Origin of the sequence: Chryseobacterium sp. JJR-5R, from assembly GCF_034047335.1 — a bacterium.
Lineage (GTDB): Bacteria > Bacteroidota > Bacteroidia > Flavobacteriales > Weeksellaceae > Chryseobacterium.
Window position 1 is genome coordinate 3184012 of sequence record NZ_CP139137.1, and the last position, 23330, is coordinate 3207341.

The window sequence follows — 23330 nt, forward strand, 5'->3', positions numbered from 1 at the left end:
TCAAAACAATAAATTTAAATATATGAAACAGTTTTATTCCAACATGTTAAAAGCAACTTTTGTTGCCGCAGGGTTTGTACTTACATCCGCCCAGTACTCCAACGGATACATCGTATCGAATGAGGGCAATTACGGAAGTCCGACTTCAGAGATTTCCTACATTGACGCCAACAATAACGTCACCAATAACGTTTACGGCTTGGCCAATAACGGTGAGCCTCTGGGGGATATTTTACAGTCCATTTATTTCAATGGGGACAAATCTTATCTGGTTATAAACAACTCCAACAAGGTTGTGGTAGCTAACAGGTCAAGCTTTGTAAAATCAGCTGTCATTACCAGTAATGTCGTTCAGCCAAGGTATACCACTATAGCAAACGGAAAGATATATACAAGCAACTGGGGAACCTCTGCCACACAATACGTTTCGGTACACAATGCAGCTACTCTGGCCTATATTACCAGCATCCCTCTGAATGCAGACCCTGAGGAAATCATCACGGTAAACGGAAAGGTGTATGTAAACAAATCCTCCTACCGTGCAGGAAATAGCATAGAAGTGATTGATCCTGCTACCGATACCATTATTAAAACCATCACTTTAACTGACGGGCTGCAATCTTTAACGGTAAGCGGAAATGATATTTTTGCTTTATGTACAGGGAGCACAGGATCTACGGTTTACAGAATCAGCACTGCTACCGATGCGGTAACAGGAAGCGTATTTAATGCTTCGGTAGTCCCTCCATCCTCTTATGACGCTCTTAAGTTTACATCAGACGGAAATCAGCTTTTTATTGCCGGGTCTACCAGCGTGTATTCTTTGAATACGGATTTGGCTTCATTCAGCAGCACTCCGATCTTTACGACACCTGCAAGTGGAACCTATGGTGATTTTTACGGTTTTGCCACTATCGACGGAAAAATTTTCCAGGGCAATGCCAATGGCTTCACGGCCAATTCCACAGTGAAGGTCTATAACCAAACCGGAACGCTTTTGAACAGTTTTACGACCACCATCGGCGCAAACAATGTATATAAAAATGTTTATTCTTCAGGAGTCCTGGCCGTAGCTGAAAACAGGCAGAGCAAAGGCAAAGATGTTTCTATCTATCCGAATCCGGTATCCGATATCCTTTACGTGAAAAATGCAGATGCATCGCAGTATACAATTTCAGATAGCTCCGGAAGGATTTTAAAATCCGGGGTTTACCAGAATGGCATTATAGTATCTGATCTTCAGAAAGGAACTTACCTGATCCATATTTCGGATAAAAACAGTCAGAAAACCGAAAAATTTATCATTAAATAAGTACTGACAGAAAATCAACTGAATTTATTATGAAAAAATTATCAATAGCTGCTTTTTGTCTGTCCGCCTCTTTTTTAATGGCCCAGAGCTATGCACCGCAGGTTGGAACAGCCGGTACAACTGCCATTTCCAAGGACAGTCCGCTGTTCAAATCGTGGGCCAGCGGCTGTACTGTGGTACGCGGTCTTCAGCAGATCAACGGAACTGCCGGGACCTACGCCAATGCCGGGACCGATGCAAACGGAACAGGAATTGCGAACGGATCTGTGGTGAGCCTCGGAGACGGGGGCACGGGGACCGTTACCTTCTCCAAAGCCATTGTCAACGGCAGCGGGTTCGATTTTGCGATCTTTGAGAACGGTTTTGTTTCCGGTTCTTCAGGCAAAGCCTATCTGGAACTGGCTTTCGTAGAGGTAAGCTCAGACGGAGTGAATTTTTTCCGTTTCCCTTCCCATAACGAATACCCTGCTGATTATATCCAGAATTCCACAGATGCCGGAGGACCCGGATTTGCTACGATGGATGCAAGATACCTGAATAATTTTGCCGGAAAGTACATCGGGAGCTACGGAACCCCTTTTGACCTGAGCGACCTTCCTGACAATCCGCTGCTGGATAAATCGAAAATCACGCATATAAAAATCATTGATGTGGTGGGCACCAATGCTGACGGCTATAAGACCTTTGACAGCTTCGGAAACGTTGCGGTAGATCCTTTCCCTACGCCTTTTGGTTCATCAGGGTTTGACCTTGATGCCGTAGGCGTGATTAACGAAGCTGCGGTATTATCAGCTGCTGAATCTACAGTTTCAGACCGGAAAATAAGTATCTATCCTAATCCGGCTTCCGATTTCATCATTATCAATGCGAAGAAGGAGGTTGCCGTAAAAATTTACAGCATCAGCGGTGCACTGGTAAAACAGGGTAAAACGGTAAATCAGAGAATGAACATTTCCGATCTGCAGAACGGAAACTATATTGTACAGATCGGGTCTGATGGTGAACAGCAGAACCTGAAGCTGATCATAGCGAAATAAGGTGACGTGACGTGACGTATGGCCTGCCGGATTATCTCCGGGGCATCATCCTACAGTCACCGTTTTACATCATTTTTTTTTCATCATTTGTGTTTTTTTCCGGGCGGTTTCGAAGAAACCGCCCGGATTTATTTCAACAAAAAAAGCAACAGATCAATCCATTGCTTTATTATTTATTTTAAACTGTAATTTTATGCTAAAGTCAACCCTAACTTTTCAGCTTCTGCAATTACAAAATGCCTGGCTTTTTCACTGTCGTTTTCTATTTCGCCTTCCAGAATAGCTTCTTTCACTTTTTCCTTTAAAATCCCGATTTCGCGTCCCGGCTTAAGGTTAAACATGGCCATGATTTCCTCTCCGGAAATCGGCGGCTGGAAATTCCTTACCTGGTCTTTTTCTTCAACTTCCTTAATTTTAACGGCCACATATTCAAAGTTCTTCTTGAATTTTTCCTGTTTCCTTGAGTTTTTTGTGGTGATATCTGCTTTGCAGAGCGTAAAGAGGTCTTCCAGGTTTTCACCGGCGTCAAACAGCAGCCTTCTTAATGCGGAATCCGAAGCATCATCGGTAACCAGAGCAATAGGCCGGGAAGACAGCTTCACCATTTTCTGGACATATTTCATATCAGGTCCTAAGGGAAGTTTCAATCTCTGGAAAAGGGTCCTGACCATTTTGGAGCCTAAAAATTCATGTCCGTGGAACGTCCAGCCCGTTCCTTCAACAAATTTTTTCGTCGGGGCTTTTCCGATGTCATGCAGCAGAGCCGACCAGCGCAGCCACAGTTGGTCCGTGTGTTCAGAAATATTATCCACCACTTCTAATGTATGATAGAAATTATCTTTATGCGTCTGCCCTTCTACTTCTTCCACGCCTTTCAGATCAATAAGCTCGGGAATGATCAATTTCATCAGCCCGGTTTCCTCCATCAGTTTTAATCCGGCTGAAGGTTTCTCCGAAAGCATGATTTTATTAAACTCCACCATCACCCGTTCCATGGAAACAATTTTGATCCTTTCCGCTTCCTGTTTAATGGCTTCCAGTGAATTTTCCTCAATCTCAAACTGTAATGTAGAAGCGAAACGTACGGCTCTCATCATTCTCAGAGGATCATCAGAATACGTCCGGGCAGGTTCTAGCGGCGTCTTCAAAATTCCTTTTTCCAAATCATCCATCCCGTTAAAAGGGTCAATCAGTTCTCCGAAATTAACCTGGTTCAAGGAAATAGCCATTGCATTGATCGTGAAATCCCTTCTTTTCTGATCGTCTTCAATGGTTCCGCCCTCCACTTCCGGCTTCCGGCTGTTTTCGGTATAGCTTTCCTTCCGGGCCCCTACAAATTCCAGCTCAAGGTCTTTGTACCTGATCATAGCCGTTCCATAGGTTTTGAAAACGGAAACTTTCATACCGGGATCAATTTCTCTTCCCACATGCTGGGCAAGCTCAATTCCGCTCTGCTCCGTAACAAAATCAATATCGGTGGAAGCTTTCCTTTTCATCAGCAGATCCCTGACATACCCGCCGACAATATATACAGACTGGCTGTTCCGGCCTGCCACTTCAGAAATAAGTTTGAAAAGTTTAAGATTTTTATTCTGATTAAGATTAATGAACATTTTTTTAAAGATGTTAGATATTAGATACCAGATATTAGATTACAATCAGGATTAAATTTATTCCATTGTTAAATATTATCTAATGCAAAACCACTAAGAAATCAGGTGATGGATAGTTTAAAACTAAAAATTCCCGGCTTCTTAATGGTCAATTGATCTGCAAAGATAATTAAAATCTTTTTCTTTACTCCCGGAGAACCTTTATTCTGTTATCGCTCCAGATTTTTATAACGGAAGACCCTGAATACTCAGAAACTTTCTCACGGCCTTCTTCTACGGCATAATCTACCAGCTTGATGATTTCAGACGAAATATCCGAGAACTTTAAAGGGCTTTTATCGCCGCTGAAATTCGCCGAAGTGGAAACCAAGGGCTTATTGAGCTTGGTAATTAACTTTTTACAGAAATCATTTTTTACCAGGCGGATCCCGATGCTCCCGTCTTCTGCCAGCAATTCCTTGGGAAGCCCCCTGGGGTTTTCATAGACAATGGTTACCGGCTTTTCGCTCAGGTCAATAATTTCCCAAGCCATTTCCGGCACATCCACCAGATCCTGCAACCGTTTTTCAGTTTCAACCAAAATGATCATGGATTTATTTTTCTCCCTTTTTTTGATGTCAAATATTTTATTGACGGCTTCAATATTCGTGGCATCGCAGCCAATTCCCCAGATTGTGTCTGTCGGGTAAAGGATGGTTCCTCCGGATTTTAATATGCTAATGATGTTTTCCATGTAATAATGTATGTTTTGATTAAAGTCTTTTAATATTCATTTCTTTACTTCAATGCTTATCTTAATATTCTTTTCAAATCTCTTGCTTTAAAATATTGTGCAAATAAAACAGGCGTATTGAATCTTGTCGTTTCCTTAAGCAAAGTATATAAAACTTTCCCTTCATTGATAAAAATGTAAGTAGTCTGGTCATAGCCGGAAAATCCTTTGAAAGCAGGTTCATTCAAAAAAAACAAATGTTCTGTTGCCTGGTAAAAGGTGTACTTTTTTCTTTTGCTGTAGTTGATCAGCCTTCTTTTAATTTCCTCCGGCCGAATATCTGTAGTGATTTCCTTAAGATTTATCTCAGTAAACTGACAGTATACTCCGCGCAATCCTATAATCATAATTAAAAAGGGGGAAATAAGAGAAAAGGAAACCTCATTAGATACTATATTATCCAGTATCAGAAATAAAGATACAAGAACAAAGCCTGAAAATATAAGATAACTCAATATCCGGTCTGATACATCAGAATTATTTTCATCAAAAATCAGATTTCTGAACTGAATGCTTTTCCGGGAATCTAAATTATTCAGAGTGCGCATCTTTTTTATTTACTATGCGTAAATAACCTGCAGAAAGAGTGATGAACAGGATAGAAGCCAGCCATAAGAAATATCCGGCATCCAAACTGTAAATCCTCGCTATCCGCCCGTTTTCAGCCGCTAAAATTTCTTCAAGAAAGATAAATGACCCTGAAATAACAAAGGCAACTGTCCCTGTTATGAATGAAGCCAAATGGTATTTTTTAAAAACGCAGAAAAGAGAGATCAGGAACCATATGTTTGCCGTCCATACCAAAAATTCTTTTCCCGCGCCTCCTAAAAAGCTGACCGGACCGATTAAAAAAACTTCGAAAGACGTATAATTTTTAATTTTCCCCATATCCTCCACCGTAAAAGCATTAAAGAAGAGAGAAAGTATAAAAATTGACAAACCGACAATAGTTACTTTGTTTTTTGACTGGTTCCTCATAATTGTGGCAGATATCTTTCATTAATCATATTCAAATGATGTTCATTATGCCCCACAATGAGTTTCCCGATGGTTTCAACAGACAGTGGGTTTCCGTTGGCCGTCCCTACATTGTTTGCTACAGAAGGATGTAATGTTTCCAATAAAATCTGAGAGGATTTTCTGACCAGCCGGTATTCTTCTACTAATGATCCTAAGCTTCTTTCGTTGGCAAAGGAATTTTCAGCATAGATTTCCTCGTCAAAACCCGGCAGTTCATTCTGATCACCTCTTGCAAAGGCTAAAATCCTGTACTGGAAAACTCTTTCCGTATCTGATAAATGAAGGAGCAGCTCTTTCAATGTCCATTTTCCTTCCGCATAAGCAAAAAGAGACTGTTCTTCAGTAAGACCGGAATAAAGTTCAATGGTCTTTTCTCCGGTATTCTTCAGTTCCTGCAGCCAGTCTGCTGACGGAATAAGGTCTAAATACCGCTGTATGTATTTTTCAAAATCAGTCATTCTAGAATGGTATTATAAATAATGTGGTATGATGTGATGAGCCATGATGCATTAATGACTGTGAAAATGATCATGAGAAAATGGATATTAAAGATCCATTTTTCTCATGATTTTTATTTTAATTAAATTAAGAAAATGCTTTTTCCAGATCTGCAATCAGATCTTCCGCATCTTCGATCCCTACGCTTAAACGTACGAGATCATCCGTAATCCCAAGTTCAGCACGTTTTTCAGCAGGGATAGAAGCGTGGGTCATCAGCGCCGGGTGATTGGCCAGGGATTCTACGCCTCCCAGTGATTCGGCTAAAGTAAATACTTTTACCTGTTCCAGAAATTTAACGGCATCTTCCTGCTTGCCGGATTTGAACGTGAAGGAAACCATGCCTCCGAAATCTTTCATCTGGGCTTTTGCCAGTTCATATTGCGGATGGGATTCCAGGCCCGGATAAATTACTTTATCAACGGACGGGTGAGATTCCAGGTATCTGGCAACAGCCATTCCGTTTTCAGAATGCCTCTGGACCCTCAGTGCCAACGTTTTGATTCCCCTCAATACCAGATAAGAATCATGAGGCCCTAGAATACCGCCGCTTGCAAACTGGATGAAGTGAAGCTTTTCTCCTAATTCCGCGTCTTTAGCAATTAAAGCACCGGCAATTACATCAGAGTGGCCCCCCAAATATTTCGTGGCAGAATGCATCACGATGTCAGCACCCATATCAATCGGTCTCTGAAGATACGGTGTGGCAAAAGTATTGTCAACGGCAACCAGGATATCTTTTCCTTTGGCAATTTCAACAACTGCTTTGATATCCACCAGTTTCATCAGCGGGTTGGTTGGTGTTTCTACCCAGATCAGCTTAGTTTTATCGGTAATGACATCAGCAATTTTAGAAACATCATCAAAATTCACGAATGTGAATTTCAGCTGGTATTTTTCGAAAAGCCTGGTAAACATCCTGTAGGTTCCTCCGTATAAATCATCAACGGCCACTACTTCATCACCCGGATTAAGTAATTTCAGGACACAGTCGATGGCAGCAAGCCCGGATCCGAATGCCAGTCCTCTCGCTCCGTTTTCAATGCTTGCCAGAGAATCTTCCAGCGCCTGTCTTGTAGGGTTTGCAGCTCTTGAATATTCGTAACCGGAATGAACGCCCGGGCTTGTCTGTGCAAATGTAGAGGTTAAAAATACAGGCACATTTACAGAACCGGTTGCCGGTTCGTGGTGCTGTCCTCCGTGTATCACTTTTGTATTAAAATTCATAATTGTATGCTTTTAGCTTATTGCTTTTGGCATTTAGCCTTACAGCTGGTTCCAAAAGATTTATTATATATGTCTGTTTTTAGCAAAAGCCAATTTTCCGTTGCTAAGTACCAGACGCATCTTACATTTTTATTGCCGACTTAACAGCAAATTCTTCCGCAATTTCTTCCATCCACTGCGCTACATCTTCCTCTCCTGTTGCTCTCTGATAGGTGTTGCCAAGAGAAACCATGATCTGGTGGATAAACATTTTCATCTGGTCAACCGGCATTTCCTTGGTCCAGAGATCAATTCTTAAAGCTTCCATGGCTTTATCATCCCAAACGGAAATCATGGTGGCTTTTGTTTCTTCCTTTTCAATCCCGCCGTCCTGCGCATTCCAGCTGATATGTTCCGGGATATGGTTCTCATCAAGCTCTACATCTATGGTAATCTGAGTTTTTCTCATAACGTTTCTATTTATTTCTAATTTATTTTTTCGGTTAATCCTCACTTTTAACCTTATCTTACTTACACCTTTAACCCTTCCTTTCCTGATCTGTTTATTTCAGTTTCGGCTTATATCCGGACTGGTTAAAGATTATCGTGGCATCCATCTTCAGGAAATCCTGCAGCTTAGTATCCGGTTTTTCATTAAGATAGGCTTTACAGATCTGCCATCCGGTAAAGATCCCGACCTGCGGTGAAGATTCATTGTCTATATCGGTATAAAATTTTGAAAACGGGCCGGGGGCGATAAACCGGTCTTCCAGCCTGTGGTCATCCCCGAAAATGATGTTGTTTTCCACAAAATAGTTCCAGATGTTGGCTTCGTTGGAAGCTGCCCATTCATACTGCTTTCGGGTATAATTCATTTTCAGATATTCAGGATAAGCAGGCAGAAAAGCATCCTTAAGAACCATGATCTTCCCGTTGAGGATCATCATATCAATAAATTTCTGGTGGTCCGGGGATTCCTTTACGAAGCCTTCCGCAAAAATCTGGGCTACTTTCGGGACGATGTTGTTCGGGTTCATGGATTTCTGGAAGTACATTTCCAGCCCTTTATAATTTGGGTTTCCATCTCCCATGAAACCTGTAATATCGATGAACAGAAGATTTCCTTTGGCATCATAGAAAATAGGGTCCTGAACCATCTGTAAAGCTGAAGAAAACAAATATACCTTCGGGCTCTTAAACTGCGGAAAGTAATATTTGATATGCGAAAACAGATCATGAAGATCAGTCTGAAGCCTTTTCTGGTCTATTTTCCCGATGGCTTCCTTATAAATTTTAATTTCCTCGTTATTGGTTCTCCGCTTTCCGAAATCAGCATCGCTCACGGTTCCCTGAAACCACGGAAATTCAGCTTTAAACTGCTCAATCGGAATGTTTTGGTCATAAAATTTGCCTGAAATATCGGTGACTGCCACTTTTTCGGCAGGGGTTTTTATTTCCACGTTCCATTGGTCTCGGGATTCTTCTTTGCAGGCGTTCAAACTCAAAACTAATCCTGAAGAAAGTGCAATAATTCTGAAAATCTTCATATTTTTACATGGAATTTAAGGGTACAAAAATAATGATTTAAAAATAATGTATTGATGAAAAACAAAATATTTCCTACCCTCCTCTTTCTCTCTGCCGTTTCGTATGGCACTGCCCAGAAACTCACTTTTTCAGACAAAATTTTCGAAAAGACTGTTGTAGAAAAATTTGATCTTAATAAAAACGGGGCCATCGACCAGCCTGAAGCGGATAAAGTCATCAACCTTTTTGTCTCCAATAAAATAAAGGTGCGGTCGGCAGATGACATTAATCTGTTTAAAAATGTACAGACGGTTATCCTGGATGGTGCAATCATTATTTCGGTTAACCTGAAAAACCTGGATAAACTCAGCCTGTTTTCCTGTGAAGCCTGCAATATGATAGCTTTTCAGGCAGAAAACCTGAAAAGCTTAACCTCACTGTATCTTAACGGAAATAAACTTTCCCAGGTTTCCCTGAAAAACACTCCCGAAATCTATGAACTGGCGGTTTCATCGAACGGTCTTACTTCTATTGACGTACGTCCGCTGAAAAAACTTATTATACTGAATGTAGAGAACAACCGCATTGCAACCCTGGATGTTTCACAGAATCCTGAACTCCGTACACTGGTTACCAAAAACAATCCTCTGCAGGAAGCCGATATCAAAAGAGCAAAAACCCCTGTCGCTGCCCCTGCAGGATCTTCTGCTCCTATAAAGCCAGGCTATGGAAATTAAAATCGAACGACTGATCTTAAGAGAATCCGGAGAAACCGGTGCTGAACGGCGAAACAAACTTCTCATTGGCTGGAGCAGACTTAAATTCTGTACAGAAGCGAACAGATACAAAAATTTCTGTAATGAAGCTATCGGTTCCTGCCGGAATACGGGCTGAAGGATATGCTGCAGAAGCCTCAAAAGCGTCTGATGAATATAGGATTCAAAGAACTGAACCTGGATATTGTCTATGCAGATTTACGCTATGAAAATATGGCTTCCCATAAGCTAAAGACTTTCGTTTCCGGTACGAAAAACGATGTGAAAATTATCTCTGAAGATTTTTGGAATGTAAATTGGAACTTTATAAAAAGATTAAAATATAAACAATGCAGACACAGAAAATAACAGACCATATTGTCAACTGGCTGAAAAATTATGCCACAAAAGCCAATGCAAAAGGATATGTATTGGGCGTTTCGGGAGGAGTGGATTCCGGAGTGGTTTCTACGCTTTGCGCTATGACAGGCCTTGACGTGCTTCTTCTGGAAATGCCGATCCGCCAGAAAGCAGACCAGATCAGCCGGGCACAGGACCACATAGAAGATCTGAAAAAGAGATTCCCGAATGTAAAAGGGCAAACCGTTAACCTTACTCCGGTTTTCGAAAGCTTTGAAAACATTGTTGCAGAACATTCAGAAGACAATCCCAACAAAAACCTGGCAATGGCCAATACAAGGTCCCGTTTCAGAATGCTGAACCTGTACTATTTCGGACAGCTTCACGGGCTTCTGGTCTGTGGTACAGGAAATAAAGTAGAGGATTTCGGAATCGGGTTTTACACGAAATACGGTGACGGCGGTGTTGATGTTTCGCCTATTGCCGATCTTTATAAAACAGAAGTATATGAACTGGCAAGATCACTGAACCTGATTGAAAGCATACAGAAAGCCATTCCGACAGACGGTCTTTGGGATGCCGAACGGACAGATGAAGACCAGATCGGTGCCACTTATCCTGAACTGGAAAAAATCCAAAAAGAATACGGAACGAAAGCAGCTGCTGATTATGAAGGCCGGGATAAAGAGGTGTTCATGATTTTCGACAGGATGCACAAAGCTGCAAAACATAAGATGGTTCCGATTCCGATCTGTGATGTTCCCGAAGAATGGAGAAAAGGATAAAATTAATATAACAATTTGTCAGTTTAACACTGTAACGATGCGTTGTAAACAATAGAATCGCCATACCAATTAAATTTTAAAATAATGACCGGTAAGACAAGATCTGTATTTTTCATCTGTTTAGGACTTCTTTTCGGGATGTCTGTGATGTATATTTATAAAAATTTCATTGCGGATACACCTTCGGTTTCAAAAGCAAATCCTATTTTTGAATACGGAGCGTCAGGTAAAGATTACGGTCATGGTGTGCAACAGCCGATTGACCGGTTAACGGAAGAAAAAACCGTGATTCGTTATGTAAAGGAAAACCATAAGCTGCCCGGGTATTACATGACGAAAAATGAAGCCGGAAGCCGGGGCTGGGATCCTGCAAAAGGTAACCTTTGTGAGGTACTGCCCGGAAGAGCCATCGGCGGAGACCGTTTCGGCAACAGGGAGAGCAGCCTTCCAAAAGATGAACTGTATTATGAGGCTGATATCAATTACCACTGCGGAAACCGGAACGGTGACCGGATTGTTTTCACAGATAAAGGTGAAGTGTACCTGACCAAAGATCATTACAGGACTTTTGAAAAGCAATAGATTCTTTGTAATTGAACCAAGATATCCGGGCTTTAAATCAGATTTTTCTGAATGTTTTTCCGGACCTGTTAATAAACAAAATAAGAATAAGATTATGAAAACAATATATATAGATTTTACTGATATTGGGGATGATGAAGACTTTTATGCCCGGTTAAAAGAAAAAATTACACTTCCCGCCCATTTCGGAGACAACCTGGATGCTTTATCCGATGTTATTACAGGTGCATTGGAAATGCCGCTCCACCTTGAGTTCGTAAACATGACGGTTGACCAGCTTGAAACTTTTGAGGACCTGCTTACGACACTGGAAGATGCGGAAGAAGAAACGGAAGATTTCACTTTTACTTATTTCCTTGAGCAGTATGATGACGGTGATAATGATGAAGACGATGCAGAAGACAGCAGCAGTGAAGAATAATCCTAAGAGATATGAAGAAGACTGATGTCCGCAGAGAAATCTGCGGATTTTTTTATTCTGTTTTACCTGTGGCTTTGTAAAAAACTCATTAAAACAGGGAGAACTTATCATCGTATTCCCATAACAGCCAATCGCTTTGCTACAGCAGTTTTAAGGCATGTATGTGGTATTTTTTAATTTTTAAACAAGGCGTTATTTTGTTAATTTTAACAAAAATCAATAACTGTTAGCTTATGATCATTTGCGAAAACCTTTTGTTTTCCCATGGCGCTGAACTGCAAAACTATACTTCCGGTGAATATATCTTTGAAGAAGAAAGCACTCCAAAGTATTATTTACAAATAAAATCCGGGACCGTTAAGCTGAGCAGCTTTCTGGAAGATGGTAAAGAGTTTATCCACGGAATACCATTTGATGGTCACTGCATAGCAGAAACCTATCTTTTTCATGACAAAAAATATGCTGTTAACGCGATAGCGATTACGGATTGTGAGATTATAAGACTGGAAAAAAACAAGCTGATAAAGATGCTCCAGAAGAAGCCTGATCTCTTTTTTAATATCTACTCCTATACGGCAGACCGGATGCATTACAGATATATAATTGCCGCTCCGTTTTCTTTTCAGGATCCGCTTGCCAAGCTTAATCTCCTTCTTAATCATATCAAGAATTACTTCGGTTTTAAAGAGAAGTTTTCCTATCCCATTCCTTATACCAGGCAACAGCTGGCTTCGCTTACCGGAATGAGGATAGAAACGGTAATCCGGACCATTAAAAAGATGGAAAAGCAGGATATGCTGAAAATTGACGGCACTAAAATATTTATTTAAATGAAAAACCCTCAACTTATGTCAAGGATTTTTATTCTATTATTCTGAATTGTTTTATTTTTCCGTTACTTCAGTAATCGGGTTTCCGACATTCCCGCTGGGAAACTGGATCTTTAACAAGGATGAAACTGTAGGTGCAATATCGGTCATGTGATAAGGTTTATCGCTTGCGCCGTGCCGAATTCCCCAGCCCATGAAAATCAAGGGAATATGAGAGTCATAAGAGTTCCAGACACTGTGCGTAGTCCCTGTTTTTGCATACGGCGGAAGCATGGAATCATGAGAAATAAGCTGGATATCCCCGCTTCTCTGCCTGTTGATCCCATTGATAATCCGCTGCTTGAGCGGCTCTGGAATTGTAGCTTCCTGCACTTTCGTCACAGAAACGGCATACAGGTCATTGGGGTCATTTTCAATTTCCTGAACGGTAAAATCCCTTACCTCGTCCAATACTAATTTATTTTCTTTCAATAATTTCCTGTCGAAATAAATCTGGTAATTGTCAACGCCGTTAATCAGTTTATCCACCCCGAACTTCTCTTTCAGCTTCAGATTCATAGCAGCTTCTATCCCATCCCCGAAAAAACCGGTTGTTATTTTATGTTCCTGCAGAAATCCTACGGAATGGGCTCCTCCATGGTCTGCCGAAAGGAAAACGGTATATTTGCCCTTCCCCACTTTAGTATCCAGGTAACTGAAAAACTGTGCTAAATCCTGGTCCAGCCTCAGATAAACATCTTCTACCTCAATAGAATTAGGCCCGAATTTATGGCCTGCATAATCTGTGGAAGCCAGGTTGACTGCCAGCATATCCACAACGTCATCGCCTCCCAGCTTTTCACCTTCTACAGCAGCCTCAGCTAATTTCAAAGTCAGTGTATTTCCAAACGGCGTATAACGGATATTGTCTTTTTTTGCCTGATAGTCGGCGGCTAAGTTGCTGTAAGGAAATGTAGGTGTTTTTGCGCTTCCCAGCAATCCTTCCCAAGAAGAATTGTCCGGTGCGCTCTCGGTATACTGACTGATCGGAAGCAGCGTGTTCCAGCCGTTGGCCACTAATTTATCCGGCAGGTTAAGCGCATTGAATGATTTCAGCCACTGCGGGAGGTCGTTCATATACCAGGTGCTGGTAATAAAGTTCCCTGAAGAATCATCAAACCAGTAAGCCCCGTTCGGGGTGTGCCCTGCCGGAAGGATGGATGCCCGGTCTTTCAGGGAAACACCAACCACTTTGCCCTGGAAATTGGTTGCCAGCCTCAGTTCATCCGTAACGGTGGTAGACCATAGATTTTTCGGAGAATGGCTCCCCACTTTTACATTTTGGGTGCCTACCGGCCGTACGCTTTCATCCGTTGTGCAGTATACGTTTTTCCCGGTCTCTTTATCAGTCCAGTCATTTCCCGCAATACCGTGGATTGCCGGTACTGATCCCGTATAGATACAGGCATGCCCCAGAGCCGTAACAGTAGGAATGTAAGGAATATGGACATTATTTAAAGAATAACCCGTATTTAACAATCTTTTGAAACCCTCATTACCGTATTTGTTGTAAAAACGGTACAGGTAATCCCATCTCATCTGATCTACCACTAGACCTACCACTAATTTAGGCCTCTCCAACTGAGAATTTCTGTTCTTCTGCGCATGGGTTGTAATAACGGACAAAAAAGCAGCCGCCACAACCGAAATTTTCCTAAGCATTCCGTAAAATTTTGTTGAAAGCAAATTTACGGGTTTTGGAATTTTCAGGATGTGAAATTTTAATTAATTTACACTTCCGTTTCATTACAAAAAGATAATATTTGCTTCAGTATTTGACATAAAGGTACTCCTCAGCTATTATTTAGGATTTTTTTGACCTATTTTTATCTTACCGGGTTATAATAAGTCTCTTTTTATTACTTTTTTCCGGATGTATTTTTTTACATTTGAAAGAACCGGAATCCGTTTAAATCACGTCTTAATGAAACTTGTCAGACCTTTTCTTTTATTTGTCTCCATTCTGTTGTTCGGATGGCTTTTCATGAGTAATATCAACCTGGTCAATGTAGCCGTAACACCGAATGAAGCTGAAATCAATTCTGAAATCGCCAGCGTAAACGGGTCTACGGACATGAACCAGCTTAAAAAATTCACCATAGGGAAGATCAGCTCTATGGAGGTGATCAGGAAAAGGTTTTCGGAAAATGTAATGATCAGGATGGCCGTTATTTCAATGCTGGTTTTCATACAGATTATCCTGTACAGTACCAAAAGTAATATACTGAATTCAAAATTCACAGATTTTTAACATGATTTTAGGCGTATACTGGTATTACAGGTTTCCTGATAGGCTGTATGATTTTAAATTTTTCAGATTTCTGAAAGGTTTTGGTGGGCATGCCGATAATCCTGCGCGGCTTCAGGCAAGCGTGTATTTAGAAGATGCAGGACATTTTTTATCCAAAATAAAAGAACTGAAATCTGAATATAAAAGAGCCTATTTAAAAGTAAAGACAGACGGAAATCATCTCTTTATAGAAACCGGCGATTATACTTTATTCGATTATCATTTCCAGATGGTTTCAGAGATTGAAGAAGTTTTAAAAGATGAAAACGCTGTCCCCACAGAATATAAAGTTTCCCCTGAAACGGAAACTGCTTATAAGTTTGATGCAGACCATGAAGGAATTTACGGTCAAAGAAAACACGATTTCATACAGTTGACAGGTTCTGACTTCAAAAAACATGATGCGGAAAATTTCTCGATGCGGATCGACTGTCATCTGCCTTTACCCATGAAAACAGCATTCCTGAATGAGCTTACCAAAGTATGCCGTGAGGAAAACATCTCTGTTTTTTATTATTTTGACTTTAAAACAGATGATTTTGTTAACCTGATGCTTTTTTTCACCAACGGTCGTCAGACCAAAGACCATATCCAAATTACTGATCTCATTTCTTTTGGAAACAAAATCCAGAATACTGCTGAAAAATATACTGTACAGTTCGGTCTTAAAAACGGACCGGAGTCCTATCCTGCAAACGGCCCGCATATTGAGCTAATGGCTGATGAAGAATTTATTATCCGTAAAAAACTTTCGTAAAATTATATATTCAATGGAGATCAGAAAACTGCAGAAGTTCACCGATAACTCAATTTTAAACCGCAGCTTAAACGGCTATGAAACCGATACCATCTATGTGGTGTCTGCTATTGAAATGGGAAACGCTTTTGAATTTAGCTTAAGAGAGAAAAAACAGCCGTATATAAAAGCCTGGGCAACTGGGCCGGACGATGTGGACCTACTCAATACAATAATTGAACAGGGACATTCTTTCGGTGCTTTTCATAAAGAGGAACTGATCGGCTGGGTCATCTGCAATTTCAGGACATGGAACAACAGCCTTATCATTGAACATATTGTGGTGAGCGAAGCCTACAGACGACAGAATACAGGAAGGCTGCTCATAAAAGCAGTCAACCGCAAAGCCCGTGAGCTGAACTGCAGGATCGTAGAGCTGGAAACACAGAATACCAATTATTCTGCGATTCAGTTTTACCTGAAATGCGGTTTTATGTTTACCGGTATCCATACAAAAAGGTATGCGGATTCTGTTGAGACTGCTGTGTTTATGAGCTTTGACCTGATGATTTAAGGTAATGCCAAGCAGAGCTTAGCAGAATCAGAATCAGAATTAAAATCAAGCCACACCATGGGATATACAATCTGTATTTTTGAAGACTGTGATCTGGAGTTGACAGGGTTTTGAATGCATTTAAACAGCCGGTTATTCCACAAACTCTCCTTTCCTTTCTACGATCTGATTTCCCCACTTTGTAATAGCTTCAAGAACAGGAATGACGGTCTTACCGAACTCCGTGAGGGCATAGACTACTTTTATAGGTGGCTTTTCTCCGAAAATCGTTCTTGATACCAGACCGTCTTTTTCCAGTTGCCTGAGCTGGATGCTTAAAGTCATTTCCGTAACGGAAAAAAGCTCCTTCCGCAGTTCGCTGTACCTTTTCTCGCTATCTTTCAGATGATAAAGAATAACGGTTTTCCATTTCCCGCCTAACAGATCCATCGCAACACTTACGGAGCAGGGATATACTTTTTCACCGATTTTTACATGGCTGCCTGTGCATTCCTTTTTCATTTTTTATACCTATCCAATTGGATAGGTATTGCAAATGTACACGACTAAAAATAAATTTGCAACTCTAATTTTTATAGTATAAAACATGACATTAATTATTCTCGCACATCCGGACATCGAAAAATCACTGGCGAACAAAACCATTATTGAAAAATTAAAAGACAGCAGCTTAACTGTGGAAATCAGAAATATTTCACAATTGTATCCTGATTTCAACATTAATGTCCGGGATGAACAGGAAGCTCTGCTCAGACACCAGACCATCATATTCCAGTATCCTCTGTACTGGTATAACATGCCTGCCATTTTAAAACACTGGTTCGATCTCGTTTTTGAATACCGGTTTGCTTATGGTTCCCAGGGCGATAAATTAAAAGGAAAGCATTTCATCCCGAGTTTTACCGTCGGCGCACCTGAAAGTGAATACCATACGCTGGGGGAACATCACTTTAAAGTGTATGAATTCTGCAAAAATATGGAACAGACTGCCTATTATGCCCAAATGAAATATGTTGATCCGGTTTATTTTCACGGACTTCCGTTAATGCGGGATATACCAAAGAGGATATTGAAAGAAAAGCATCAGGACAGGCAGAACGCTTAATACAACTGCTGTCAGAATAGTAGTAAATTAATCAGCTGTGGCGAAAACTAACATCTGAAACCTATATTTAAAATTCTTTGTTAAACTACAATATAAGAATTGAAAATTGTTTGGAGTCAGGAAGAATTAGATTGTGGATACTTACAATTAGCGTATAATAAACGAAAATTAAAGAATAAACTACATCAATAAAATGTGATTATGGTTTACCGTAATTAAAAAGTATAAATATTATTTAGTTTTGAGGTATAAATATAATCATGAACATAAAACTAAATCTTCTTGCTTTAACAATTTCATTGATTACTCTAAGCTGTAATAATAAAGAGTCAACAATGAAGTCCAAAGAACTGGACAGCATTTCCTTGTTAAATCCAGAAAATCAACTTACTGAAGGTACCAATGTACAAACAAAAGCAGAATCCGGACATAATAATATTAAATTAATTGACAGTAAAAAAGAGATCAGAGAACTGGATGATAATTTTAATCAAATGACAATTTTTGAGATCGATAAAAATACAGAGTTAAATCAGTTAAAACATTACTGCTCGGCTAATAAGTCTGATTACACTGATGGATATTTTCAGATCTTAGTATTCTTTAATAAGCCCAATAGTGCCAGATTTCCGGATAATCCAATTACGGCCCTGCATAATGAAGAAAAGGACCTAAAAAATATAAAAGCGGTTTATACCATAAACAACATGAATGGATATAGTAAGCTAAGTTACTATGAGAAAAACAAATGGGAAAGTTTAGTGCAAATAGTTGATGTAAATTAATATGAAAAAGTTATTGATTTTAGTGGTTTCGATATATATTTCAAGTTCCTGCAGCCAAAAAAATAATCCAGATTTAGAATGGATGAAAAATGGCACCTTGCATAAGAAATTAATTTTTGAATGGAAAACAGCATCTGATGAAAATAAATTAGCTACATGCGCAGATTTCATAGCCAATCTAAAAAAAGCGGATCATGAAAAATATAAATCAATTGAAGAAATGAAATCCGATGCAGATAATCTAAAAATATGCATAGATGAAGGTATAGCAAATAATAATTATGCTGACAATATGAAAACATCAGAAGTAGCAGTATTATGTTATGTATTAATGAAACCCCATTAATTGCATATGAAACAAATTGTACTTCTACTTATAGCATCTGTATCATTACAATGTACAGATCGTAATAAATCTGAATCAGGCAAAAAGAAAGAAATTGACCTTGCACCGCAACAAAAATCAGATTCATTATTGCTTAATCATAATATAGATTCTGAAACAGATCCTGATCAATTAAAAAGTGAAGTTTCCAGATTAAACGGAGCTACCTCAATAAAGAAAATTAAATCAGAAAACGGAAAATTTATAATTACTTATGTGAAAAATTATAAAGAGTACAAAGAACTGAATCCTCAATCCGGATTGAAAGAAAATGATTTAAAATTATACTGGTCAACAGGCAGTACAATTCAGAAAACACTTGTTGGAAGCCCTGCAAGGTTAATGAAAAAGTTCAATTTTATAAATGAAATAGAAATTATTTTACCTTTCCAAAATAAAATTTATCAAATTGATGTTAAAAGAGCAGAATTAGAAAAGTTTGTCGGTAAAAGTATTTCAGAAATTGAAAATGATTGGATAAACAGTTTTGCTGACCCTTATATTTATGATCAAAAGGGAAGAGAACAGTTTTTGAGAAAATTCGGAACAATTAAAAATAGAAATTAGTTTCTTTGAAAAACATAAATAAGAAAACCGCGTCCTCCGGGCGCGGTTTTCATAATATAAAGTCTGATCAGTTAAAACTTAAGATCGCTGTTTACTTCTCTTACAGCATGGGCTGCTTCAGCGAATTTCAGCTGTTCGTCAGCCGTAAGGGTAACATTTACAATCTGCTCCACTCCGTTTTTCCCGATGATGGCAGGAACACCCAGGCAGATATCATTTTGACCGTATTCGCCTTCCAGCATCAAAGAACAAGGAATCATTTTCTTCTGGTCGCAAGCGATGGCCTGAACCATTACAGAAACCGCTGCACCCGGCGCGTACCAGGCTGAAGTTCCCAACAGTTTGGTAAGCGTTGCCCCGCCTACTTTTGTTTCCTCGATAACATATTTCTGCTTTTCATCATCCAGGAATTCTGTTACAGGAACACCGTTTCTTGTTGCTTTGCTTAGTAAAGGAAGCATTCCGGTATCACTGTGGGCAGCAATGACCATCCCGTCAACGTCAGAAATTGGCGCTTCCAGGGCTTCAGCTAACCTGTACTTGAATCTTGCAGAGTCTAAAGCGCCTCCCATTCCGATGATTTTGTGCTTAGGAAGACCTGAAGTCTTATGTACCAGGTAAGCCATGGTATCCATCGGGTTAGAAACCACAATGATGATTACTTCCGGAGAATTTTTCACTAAGTTTTCAGTTACTTCCTTTACAATACCGGCGTTGATCCCGATCAGCTCTTCTCTGGTCATTCCCGGTTTTCTCGGGATTCCTGATGTGATCACGGCTACATGTGAGCCTGCAGTTTTGCTGTAGTCTCCTGTTGTCCCGGTAATTTTCGTATCGAAACCGTTCAAAGATGCCGTCTGCATCAGATCCATGGCTTTCCCTTCTGCAAAACCTTCTTTAATGTCTACCAAAACCACTTCTGAACAGAAGTTTTTCATAGCGATGTATTCTGCACAGCTTGCGCCTACAGCGCCTGCACCTACTACAGTTACTTTCATAATGTATACTTTTTATTGTTTATTAATGCGTCATCACAGAACCCTGCGGTTTCATGCTGAATTATTTTCTAATTTGAAATTGGAAACGCCCAAATTTAACAATTCCTGAAAAATTGAGCAATTTTTCAGGAATTTTAATTATACTTATTTACATTTATTTGAAAACGACACTTAGAATCTTTTAAAATGGCAAAAATCAACGCCTGCTTTGAAAACAAATTATCAAAAGCCTCACTTTATGGGAATGAAAAAGCCGCCGGAATTTCTTACGGCAGCTTTTGTTATCTGGAGTTGGGATAAATTAATAAATTCCAACCGTTTGTTTAATTAACGTTCAAGAGGAAGGTATATAATTTTCTGGCCCCTGACAGAACCTCATCATACTTTTCTTCGGTTACTTCCCCGTCCAGTACTTCTTTGAAGTTTTTCCACATCGGGCCTGTATTTTCCCGGTAACAGCCGAAAAAGTTAAAGGTTACCTGATCGAAGCCTTCGGTTCTGGAAAGCTGTTTGGCAATCACGTTTCCTCCCAAAGTTGAGCCTTCAATCACATACATGGCTCCCAGCGCTTCATATTCACTGGAAAATTCCAGTTCTTCAGAGGCTGAACGCGGTTTTATGGCCAGGCCGGCCAGGTCTTTTTCAATCAGGGGAAGCTTTCTCCTGCTGCCCAGCTGAAGTTTTTCAGAAAAATTACCGGAAAGGCTCCGGAAAATTTCAGCTTCGGAATTAAGGAGCATCAGGTAATTGGTGCCGATAATTTTTTTATAATCTTCCAGCGTAAAGGTCTTATTAAAAATTTTCCCGGAGTTAAAAAGATTTTCAGCAGCATCATGATATTCTGCCGTATGTTGTTTTAGATATTCAGATACCATCATAAGAATTTAAAATGTTACTCAAGGTGAGGCTTTTTGAATGTTAGAATAAAAGATGTACCTTCCTCGCTGCTTTCATAGCTTACCTCCCCGCCGATTCTTTTCATGATCCGGTACACGATAGACAGCCCCACGCCGTTCCCTTTGAACTTTTTGGCATTGTCCATCCTGTTGAAGATCTTAAACATCTTGTGTTTATTTTCTGCCGGAATCCCGATCCCGTTATCTGAAATTCTGTAGATAACCTGATCTTCCGCTTCAATCCCTTCAATTTCTACTTTAGGGTTTTCCTGTTGGGAAGAATATTTAATGGCGTTATTGATGATATTTAAGAACGCCTGATGCAGCATAGTCTTATCAGCAAGTACCCGCGGGCAGCCTTTAATAATAACTTCAGTCTGCGGACTGTCAAACGTGATCTTTGCATTCTCGGAAATCTTCTCGATGGTACGCTGTGTTTCAAGGTCTTCCAGCTGGATTTCGCTGTGTTTTGCACGGCTCAGCTGTAAGACATCATTCATCATTTCAGCCATACTGTCAATTTCTTCAATAATGGAATTGATCTTGTTCCGGCTTTTCTCAGAGGTATCGGTAACCGTTTTCAGAAGCATCTGGGCATTGAGCTTCATCACCGTTAGAGGCGTCCCGAGATCATGGGAAATGGTGTAGGAAAAGCTGTCCAGCTCCTCATTTACTTTTTTAAGCTCATCATTAAGCCTTTTGATTGTGATATAATTTTTGTGTGAGGTCTCCAAAATCAGGTCGCGTACGGATTGCAGGGCAACCATATTCCTGGAATCCCATCTTCTTGAACTTCCCTTAATATTCTCGGTAAAAAGCTGGAAGGAAGTTCTCGGGGAAACTACTTTCTTTTCTTCCCCGTCCCGGAAAACCACATCCACTTTTTTCTCCGGATTTCCTGCCCAGTTGATATGCTCATCAAATTCTTTACGGAACCAGACCAGAACATTGTTCTTGCTTCTTTCCATAAAATAGATAACGACCCCTGCCGACTTTTCATCCAGCCCCAGTTCTTTACCGTGATCCTTCAGAAAACTCCTGCTCAGGTAAATATTGTCATCCGTATTTTCATGTGCCCACTGAACAATGGCTTGTATGGTATCTACGTCAGGCGCACTTCCTTCGGTAATGATTTTATCCTCTGCTAAAATGGCCAGACCGTCCGCTTCCAGGATATTTTTAATCTCGTCCTTATTTTCAATCAGGGAATTGAAAAGACTGTTATGCTTTAAAAATTCCGATTTTAACCTCGATGTTTTCTCGTTAAGTTCCAGCCGGTAATTCAGTTCATTTTTAGATTTGAAAGATGAATAAGCATTGGAAGCAAGGGCCGTGAAAATCCCTGCCTGTACCCTGTCCTCAAGGTCAATATGCTTGGGTTCGGAATTCTGGCAGGTAACCAGCCCCCAAAGATGATCATCGATAATGATTGAAACACTGAAGCTTGATGAAGCGCCGGAATTTTTAATATACTGCCCGTGGATCGGTGACATGCCGCGTGAGGCAGCATAGGTAAGATCGATTTCACCAGGTTTTTTACTCAGGATAGGAACGGTTTCAGCGTGTACATTGCTGAAGATTCTTTTCCTTTTCTTCATGTAAAGCTCGCGTGCCTGTACCGGGATATCGGATTCGGGATAATGAAGCCCAAGATAGCTCTCCAGATTGTCATTGGTTTTTTCCGCCACTACTTTTCCGGATCCGTCCATCATGAACTTATACACCATCATCCGGTCATAATTCACAATTCTGGACAGCGTATTCAGAAGCTGGTTCCAGATCTCCTGTTCATCATCAATAATATAGAAATTATCATATTTATTGGTAATCCTTTTATTGGGATTAAGTGAAACTTTTTCAAACTCAAGGAAAATATTGCCCTTGCTCCTGAAAGCGGATAAATGGTATTCTTTACCGTCAGTAAAAATTTTATCGAAAAAGGTTTCATTGTCTCTTTTTGTAAAATCAGGAAGCGAAGTATAAATATCAGATTCTATGATGCTTCCAAAAACATCCGGAAAATCAGTTAATTTCCTGTCGAAAAGCTGTTCAGGGTTTTCAACAGGAAAAATATCCTTTATATTTTTGCTAAAAAAAGTGATGGAATGAGACTCTGCATCGATGCCAATCAGATAGCCAAAACTTTGTATGTAGCCCGGAATGTGGATGGGCTCTTCATGACACTCTACAAAATTCATATAATACTTTGATCAATCAAATATAAGTTTTTTTTTACA

General features: G+C 40.0%; 28 protein-coding genes and 1 pseudogene. 16 read left to right on the forward strand and 13 right to left on the reverse strand.

The window, feature by feature from the left end:
* Positions 1-22 precede the first annotated feature (22 nt).
* Together SD427_RS13975 and SD427_RS13980 are read left to right on the forward strand one after the other, a co-directional pair.
* A complete protein-coding gene (locus SD427_RS13975; protein WP_320558416.1) occupies positions 23-1312 on the forward strand; it encodes a DUF5074 domain-containing protein in 1290 nt (429 codons plus the stop codon).
* A gap of 29 nt (positions 1313-1341) precedes the next feature.
* On the forward strand, positions 1342-2349 hold the full coding sequence (locus SD427_RS13980) for a T9SS type A sorting domain-containing protein (RefSeq protein ID WP_320558417.1): 1008 nt from the start codon (positions 1342-1344) through the stop codon (positions 2347-2349).
* Positions 2350-2540: 191 nt separating this feature from the next.
* Here the strand turns inward: SD427_RS13980 and SD427_RS13985 are convergent, their stop codons facing one another.
* The 8 genes from SD427_RS13985 to SD427_RS14020 form a co-directional block, all read right to left on the reverse strand.
* Positions 2541-3962, reverse strand: a complete 1422-nt coding sequence (locus SD427_RS13985; RefSeq protein ID WP_320558418.1) for a CCA tRNA nucleotidyltransferase — start codon at positions 3960-3962, stop codon at positions 2541-2543.
* Between the two features lie 184 nt (positions 3963-4146).
* Positions 4147-4695 (reverse strand): L-threonylcarbamoyladenylate synthase, encoded by a 549-nt coding sequence (locus SD427_RS13990; RefSeq protein ID WP_320558419.1) that lies wholly within the window; start codon positions 4693-4695, stop codon positions 4147-4149.
* Positions 4696-4751: 56 nt separating this feature from the next.
* Complete coding sequence (locus SD427_RS13995; RefSeq protein ID WP_320558420.1) at positions 4752-5081, reverse strand: hypothetical protein; 330 nt, start codon at positions 5079-5081, stop codon at positions 4752-4754.
* Positions 5082-5265: 184 nt separating this feature from the next.
* Positions 5266-5712, reverse strand: a complete 447-nt coding sequence (locus SD427_RS14000; protein ID WP_320558421.1) for a hypothetical protein — start codon at positions 5710-5712, stop codon at positions 5266-5268.
* Positions 5709-6212 carry a DinB family protein gene (locus SD427_RS14005; protein ID WP_320558422.1) on the reverse strand — a complete coding sequence of 168 codons (504 nt, stop codon included), beginning with the start codon at positions 6210-6212 and terminating at the stop codon, positions 5709-5711. Before SD427_RS14005 ends, SD427_RS14000 begins: the two co-directional genes overlap by 4 nt.
* Before the next feature lie 127 nt (positions 6213-6339).
* Positions 6340-7479 (reverse strand): cystathionine gamma-synthase, encoded by a 1140-nt coding sequence (locus SD427_RS14010; RefSeq protein ID WP_320558423.1) that lies wholly within the window; start codon positions 7477-7479, stop codon positions 6340-6342.
* 121 nt (positions 7480-7600) lie between these two features.
* Complete coding sequence (gene gldC / locus SD427_RS14015; RefSeq protein ID WP_320558424.1) at positions 7601-7927, reverse strand: gliding motility protein GldC; 327 nt, start codon at positions 7925-7927, stop codon at positions 7601-7603.
* 94 nt (positions 7928-8021) lie between these two features.
* On the reverse strand, positions 8022-9005 hold the full coding sequence (locus tag SD427_RS14020; RefSeq protein ID WP_320558425.1) for a gliding motility protein GldB: 984 nt from the start codon (positions 9003-9005) through the stop codon (positions 8022-8024).
* A gap of 54 nt (positions 9006-9059) precedes the next feature.
* Here SD427_RS14020 and SD427_RS14025 point away from each other — a divergent pair, with 54 nt between their 5' ends.
* From SD427_RS14025 to SD427_RS14055, 7 genes are all read left to right on the forward strand, one after another.
* Entirely contained in the window at positions 9060-9722 is a 663-nt protein-coding gene (locus tag SD427_RS14025) for a leucine-rich repeat domain-containing protein (RefSeq protein ID WP_320558426.1), read from the forward strand.
* Positions 9712-9879 (forward strand): hypothetical protein, encoded by a 168-nt coding sequence (locus tag SD427_RS14030; RefSeq protein WP_320558427.1) that lies wholly within the window; start codon positions 9712-9714, stop codon positions 9877-9879. The genes SD427_RS14025 and SD427_RS14030 overlap by 11 nt, the downstream gene beginning before the upstream one ends.
* A 32-nt stretch (positions 9880-9911) precedes the next feature.
* On the forward strand, positions 9912-10109 hold the full coding sequence (locus SD427_RS14035) for a hypothetical protein (protein ID WP_320558428.1): 198 nt from the start codon (positions 9912-9914) through the stop codon (positions 10107-10109).
* Positions 10091-10885, forward strand: a complete 795-nt coding sequence (gene nadE, locus SD427_RS14040) for an NAD(+) synthase (RefSeq protein WP_320558429.1) — start codon at positions 10091-10093, stop codon at positions 10883-10885. Before SD427_RS14035 ends, nadE begins: the two co-directional genes overlap by 19 nt.
* Positions 10886-10969: 84 nt before the next feature.
* Positions 10970-11467 (forward strand): ribonuclease domain-containing protein, encoded by a 498-nt coding sequence (locus tag SD427_RS14045; protein ID WP_320558430.1) that lies wholly within the window; start codon positions 10970-10972, stop codon positions 11465-11467.
* Positions 11468-11561: 94 nt separating this feature from the next.
* Positions 11562-11888, forward strand: coding sequence for a barstar family protein (locus SD427_RS14050; protein WP_320558431.1), 327 nt, complete (start codon positions 11562-11564; stop codon positions 11886-11888).
* 233 nt (positions 11889-12121) lie between these two features.
* Positions 12122-12718 (forward strand): Crp/Fnr family transcriptional regulator, encoded by a 597-nt coding sequence (locus SD427_RS14055; RefSeq protein ID WP_320558432.1) that lies wholly within the window; start codon positions 12122-12124, stop codon positions 12716-12718.
* Between the two features lie 54 nt (positions 12719-12772).
* Here SD427_RS14055 and pafA read toward each other — a convergent pair whose 3' ends face one another.
* On the reverse strand, positions 12773-14419 hold the full coding sequence (pafA, locus tag SD427_RS14060; RefSeq protein ID WP_320558433.1) for an alkaline phosphatase PafA: 1647 nt from the start codon (positions 14417-14419) through the stop codon (positions 12773-12775).
* A 262-nt stretch (positions 14420-14681) separates the two neighbouring features.
* Between pafA and SD427_RS14065 the strand changes: the two genes are divergently transcribed.
* Genes SD427_RS14065 through SD427_RS14075 form a run of 3 tightly spaced genes read left to right on the forward strand, consistent with a single transcriptional unit; the run spans position 14682 to position 16357 of the window.
* Positions 14682-15008 (forward strand): hypothetical protein, encoded by a 327-nt coding sequence (locus tag SD427_RS14065; protein ID WP_320558434.1) that lies wholly within the window; start codon positions 14682-14684, stop codon positions 15006-15008.
* A gap of 1 nt (position 15009) precedes the next feature.
* Positions 15010-15804, forward strand: a complete 795-nt coding sequence (locus tag SD427_RS14070) for a hypothetical protein (RefSeq protein ID WP_320558435.1) — start codon at positions 15010-15012, stop codon at positions 15802-15804.
* Between the two features lie 13 nt (positions 15805-15817).
* Positions 15818-16357 carry a GNAT family N-acetyltransferase gene (locus SD427_RS14075; RefSeq protein ID WP_320558436.1) on the forward strand — a complete coding sequence of 180 codons (540 nt, stop codon included), beginning with the start codon at positions 15818-15820 and terminating at the stop codon, positions 16355-16357.
* Positions 16358-16489: 132 nt separating this feature from the next.
* On the opposite strand, the gene SD427_RS14080 is transcribed toward SD427_RS14075, so the two are convergent.
* On the reverse strand, positions 16490-16858 hold the full coding sequence (locus tag SD427_RS14080; protein WP_320558437.1) for a helix-turn-helix domain-containing protein: 369 nt from the start codon (positions 16856-16858) through the stop codon (positions 16490-16492).
* Positions 16859-16943: 85 nt separating this feature from the next.
* Between SD427_RS14080 and SD427_RS14085 the strand changes: the two are divergent.
* The 4 genes and pseudogenes from SD427_RS14085 to SD427_RS14100 all read left to right on the forward strand — a co-directional run bounded on the left by SD427_RS14085 (position 16944) and on the right by SD427_RS14100 (position 19199).
* Positions 16944-17482 (forward strand): annotated as a pseudogene (locus SD427_RS14085) (NAD(P)H-dependent oxidoreductase).
* 240 nt (positions 17483-17722) lie between these two features.
* Positions 17723-18247, forward strand: a complete 525-nt coding sequence (locus SD427_RS14090) for a hypothetical protein (RefSeq protein ID WP_320558438.1) — start codon at positions 17723-17725, stop codon at positions 18245-18247.
* Between the two features lies 1 nt (position 18248).
* Positions 18249-18593 carry a hypothetical protein gene (locus SD427_RS14095; protein WP_320558439.1) on the forward strand — a complete coding sequence of 115 codons (345 nt, stop codon included), beginning with the start codon at positions 18249-18251 and terminating at the stop codon, positions 18591-18593.
* Positions 18594-18599: 6 nt separating this feature from the next.
* Entirely contained in the window at positions 18600-19199 is a 600-nt protein-coding gene (locus tag SD427_RS14100) for a hypothetical protein (protein ID WP_320558440.1), read from the forward strand.
* Positions 19200-19270: 71 nt separating this feature from the next.
* Here the strand turns inward: SD427_RS14100 and SD427_RS14105 are convergent, their stop codons facing one another.
* From SD427_RS14105 to SD427_RS14115, 3 genes are all read right to left on the reverse strand, one after another.
* Positions 19271-20197 (reverse strand): malate dehydrogenase, encoded by a 927-nt coding sequence (locus SD427_RS14105; protein ID WP_320558441.1) that lies wholly within the window; start codon positions 20195-20197, stop codon positions 19271-19273.
* Positions 20198-20520: 323 nt separating this feature from the next.
* Positions 20521-21075, reverse strand: a complete 555-nt coding sequence (locus SD427_RS14110; protein ID WP_320558442.1) for a biliverdin-producing heme oxygenase — start codon at positions 21073-21075, stop codon at positions 20521-20523.
* A gap of 14 nt (positions 21076-21089) precedes the next feature.
* Entirely contained in the window at positions 21090-23291 is a 2202-nt protein-coding gene (locus tag SD427_RS14115; protein WP_320558443.1) for an ATP-binding protein, read from the reverse strand.
* Positions 23292-23330 lie beyond the last annotated feature (39 nt).

What these genes read in the sequence shown, in the direction of transcription:
- SD427_RS13975 (WP_320558416.1), top strand. Translation starts at nt 23, where the DNA reads ATGAAACAGTTTTATTCCAACATGTTAAAAGCAACTTTTGTTGCCGCA.
- SD427_RS13980 (WP_320558417.1), top strand. Translation starts at nt 1,342, where the DNA reads ATGAAAAAATTATCAATAGCTGCTTTTTGTCTGTCCGCCTCTTTTTTA.
- SD427_RS13985 (WP_320558418.1), bottom strand. Translation starts at nt 3,962, where the DNA reads ATGTTCATTAATCTTAATCAGAATAAAAATCTTAAACTTTTCAAACTT.
- SD427_RS13990 (WP_320558419.1), bottom strand. Translation starts at nt 4,695, where the DNA reads ATGGAAAACATCATTAGCATATTAAAATCCGGAGGAACCATCCTTTAC.
- SD427_RS13995 (WP_320558420.1), bottom strand. Translation starts at nt 5,081, where the DNA reads ATGATTATAGGATTGCGCGGAGTATACTGTCAGTTTACTGAGATAAAT.
- SD427_RS14000 (WP_320558421.1), bottom strand. Translation starts at nt 5,712, where the DNA reads ATGAGGAACCAGTCAAAAAACAAAGTAACTATTGTCGGTTTGTCAATT.
- SD427_RS14005 (WP_320558422.1), bottom strand. Translation starts at nt 6,212, where the DNA reads ATGACTGATTTTGAAAAATACATACAGCGGTATTTAGACCTTATTCCG.
- SD427_RS14010 (WP_320558423.1), bottom strand. Translation starts at nt 7,479, where the DNA reads ATGAATTTTAATACAAAAGTGATACACGGAGGACAGCACCACGAACCG.
- gldC (WP_320558424.1), bottom strand. Translation starts at nt 7,927, where the DNA reads ATGAGAAAAACTCAGATTACCATAGATGTAGAGCTTGATGAGAACCAT.
- SD427_RS14020 (WP_320558425.1), bottom strand. Translation starts at nt 9,005, where the DNA reads ATGAAGATTTTCAGAATTATTGCACTTTCTTCAGGATTAGTTTTGAGT.
- SD427_RS14025 (WP_320558426.1), top strand. Translation starts at nt 9,060, where the DNA reads ATGAAAAACAAAATATTTCCTACCCTCCTCTTTCTCTCTGCCGTTTCG.
- SD427_RS14030 (WP_320558427.1), top strand. Translation starts at nt 9,712, where the DNA reads ATGGAAATTAAAATCGAACGACTGATCTTAAGAGAATCCGGAGAAACC.
- SD427_RS14035 (WP_320558428.1), top strand. Translation starts at nt 9,912, where the DNA reads ATGAATATAGGATTCAAAGAACTGAACCTGGATATTGTCTATGCAGAT.
- nadE (WP_320558429.1), top strand. Translation starts at nt 10,091, where the DNA reads ATGCAGACACAGAAAATAACAGACCATATTGTCAACTGGCTGAAAAAT.
- SD427_RS14045 (WP_320558430.1), top strand. Translation starts at nt 10,970, where the DNA reads ATGACCGGTAAGACAAGATCTGTATTTTTCATCTGTTTAGGACTTCTT.
- SD427_RS14050 (WP_320558431.1), top strand. Translation starts at nt 11,562, where the DNA reads ATGAAAACAATATATATAGATTTTACTGATATTGGGGATGATGAAGAC.
- SD427_RS14055 (WP_320558432.1), top strand. Translation starts at nt 12,122, where the DNA reads ATGATCATTTGCGAAAACCTTTTGTTTTCCCATGGCGCTGAACTGCAA.
- pafA (WP_320558433.1), bottom strand. Translation starts at nt 14,419, where the DNA reads ATGCTTAGGAAAATTTCGGTTGTGGCGGCTGCTTTTTTGTCCGTTATT.
- SD427_RS14065 (WP_320558434.1), top strand. Translation starts at nt 14,682, where the DNA reads ATGAAACTTGTCAGACCTTTTCTTTTATTTGTCTCCATTCTGTTGTTC.
- SD427_RS14070 (WP_320558435.1), top strand. Translation starts at nt 15,010, where the DNA reads ATGATTTTAGGCGTATACTGGTATTACAGGTTTCCTGATAGGCTGTAT.
- SD427_RS14075 (WP_320558436.1), top strand. Translation starts at nt 15,818, where the DNA reads ATGGAGATCAGAAAACTGCAGAAGTTCACCGATAACTCAATTTTAAAC.
- SD427_RS14080 (WP_320558437.1), bottom strand. Translation starts at nt 16,858, where the DNA reads ATGAAAAAGGAATGCACAGGCAGCCATGTAAAAATCGGTGAAAAAGTA.
- SD427_RS14090 (WP_320558438.1), top strand. Translation starts at nt 17,723, where the DNA reads ATGAACATAAAACTAAATCTTCTTGCTTTAACAATTTCATTGATTACT.
- SD427_RS14095 (WP_320558439.1), top strand. Translation starts at nt 18,249, where the DNA reads ATGAAAAAGTTATTGATTTTAGTGGTTTCGATATATATTTCAAGTTCC.
- SD427_RS14100 (WP_320558440.1), top strand. Translation starts at nt 18,600, where the DNA reads ATGAAACAAATTGTACTTCTACTTATAGCATCTGTATCATTACAATGT.
- SD427_RS14105 (WP_320558441.1), bottom strand. Translation starts at nt 20,197, where the DNA reads ATGAAAGTAACTGTAGTAGGTGCAGGCGCTGTAGGCGCAAGCTGTGCA.
- SD427_RS14110 (WP_320558442.1), bottom strand. Translation starts at nt 21,075, where the DNA reads ATGATGGTATCTGAATATCTAAAACAACATACGGCAGAATATCATGAT.
- SD427_RS14115 (WP_320558443.1), bottom strand. Translation starts at nt 23,291, where the DNA reads ATGAATTTTGTAGAGTGTCATGAAGAGCCCATCCACATTCCGGGCTAC.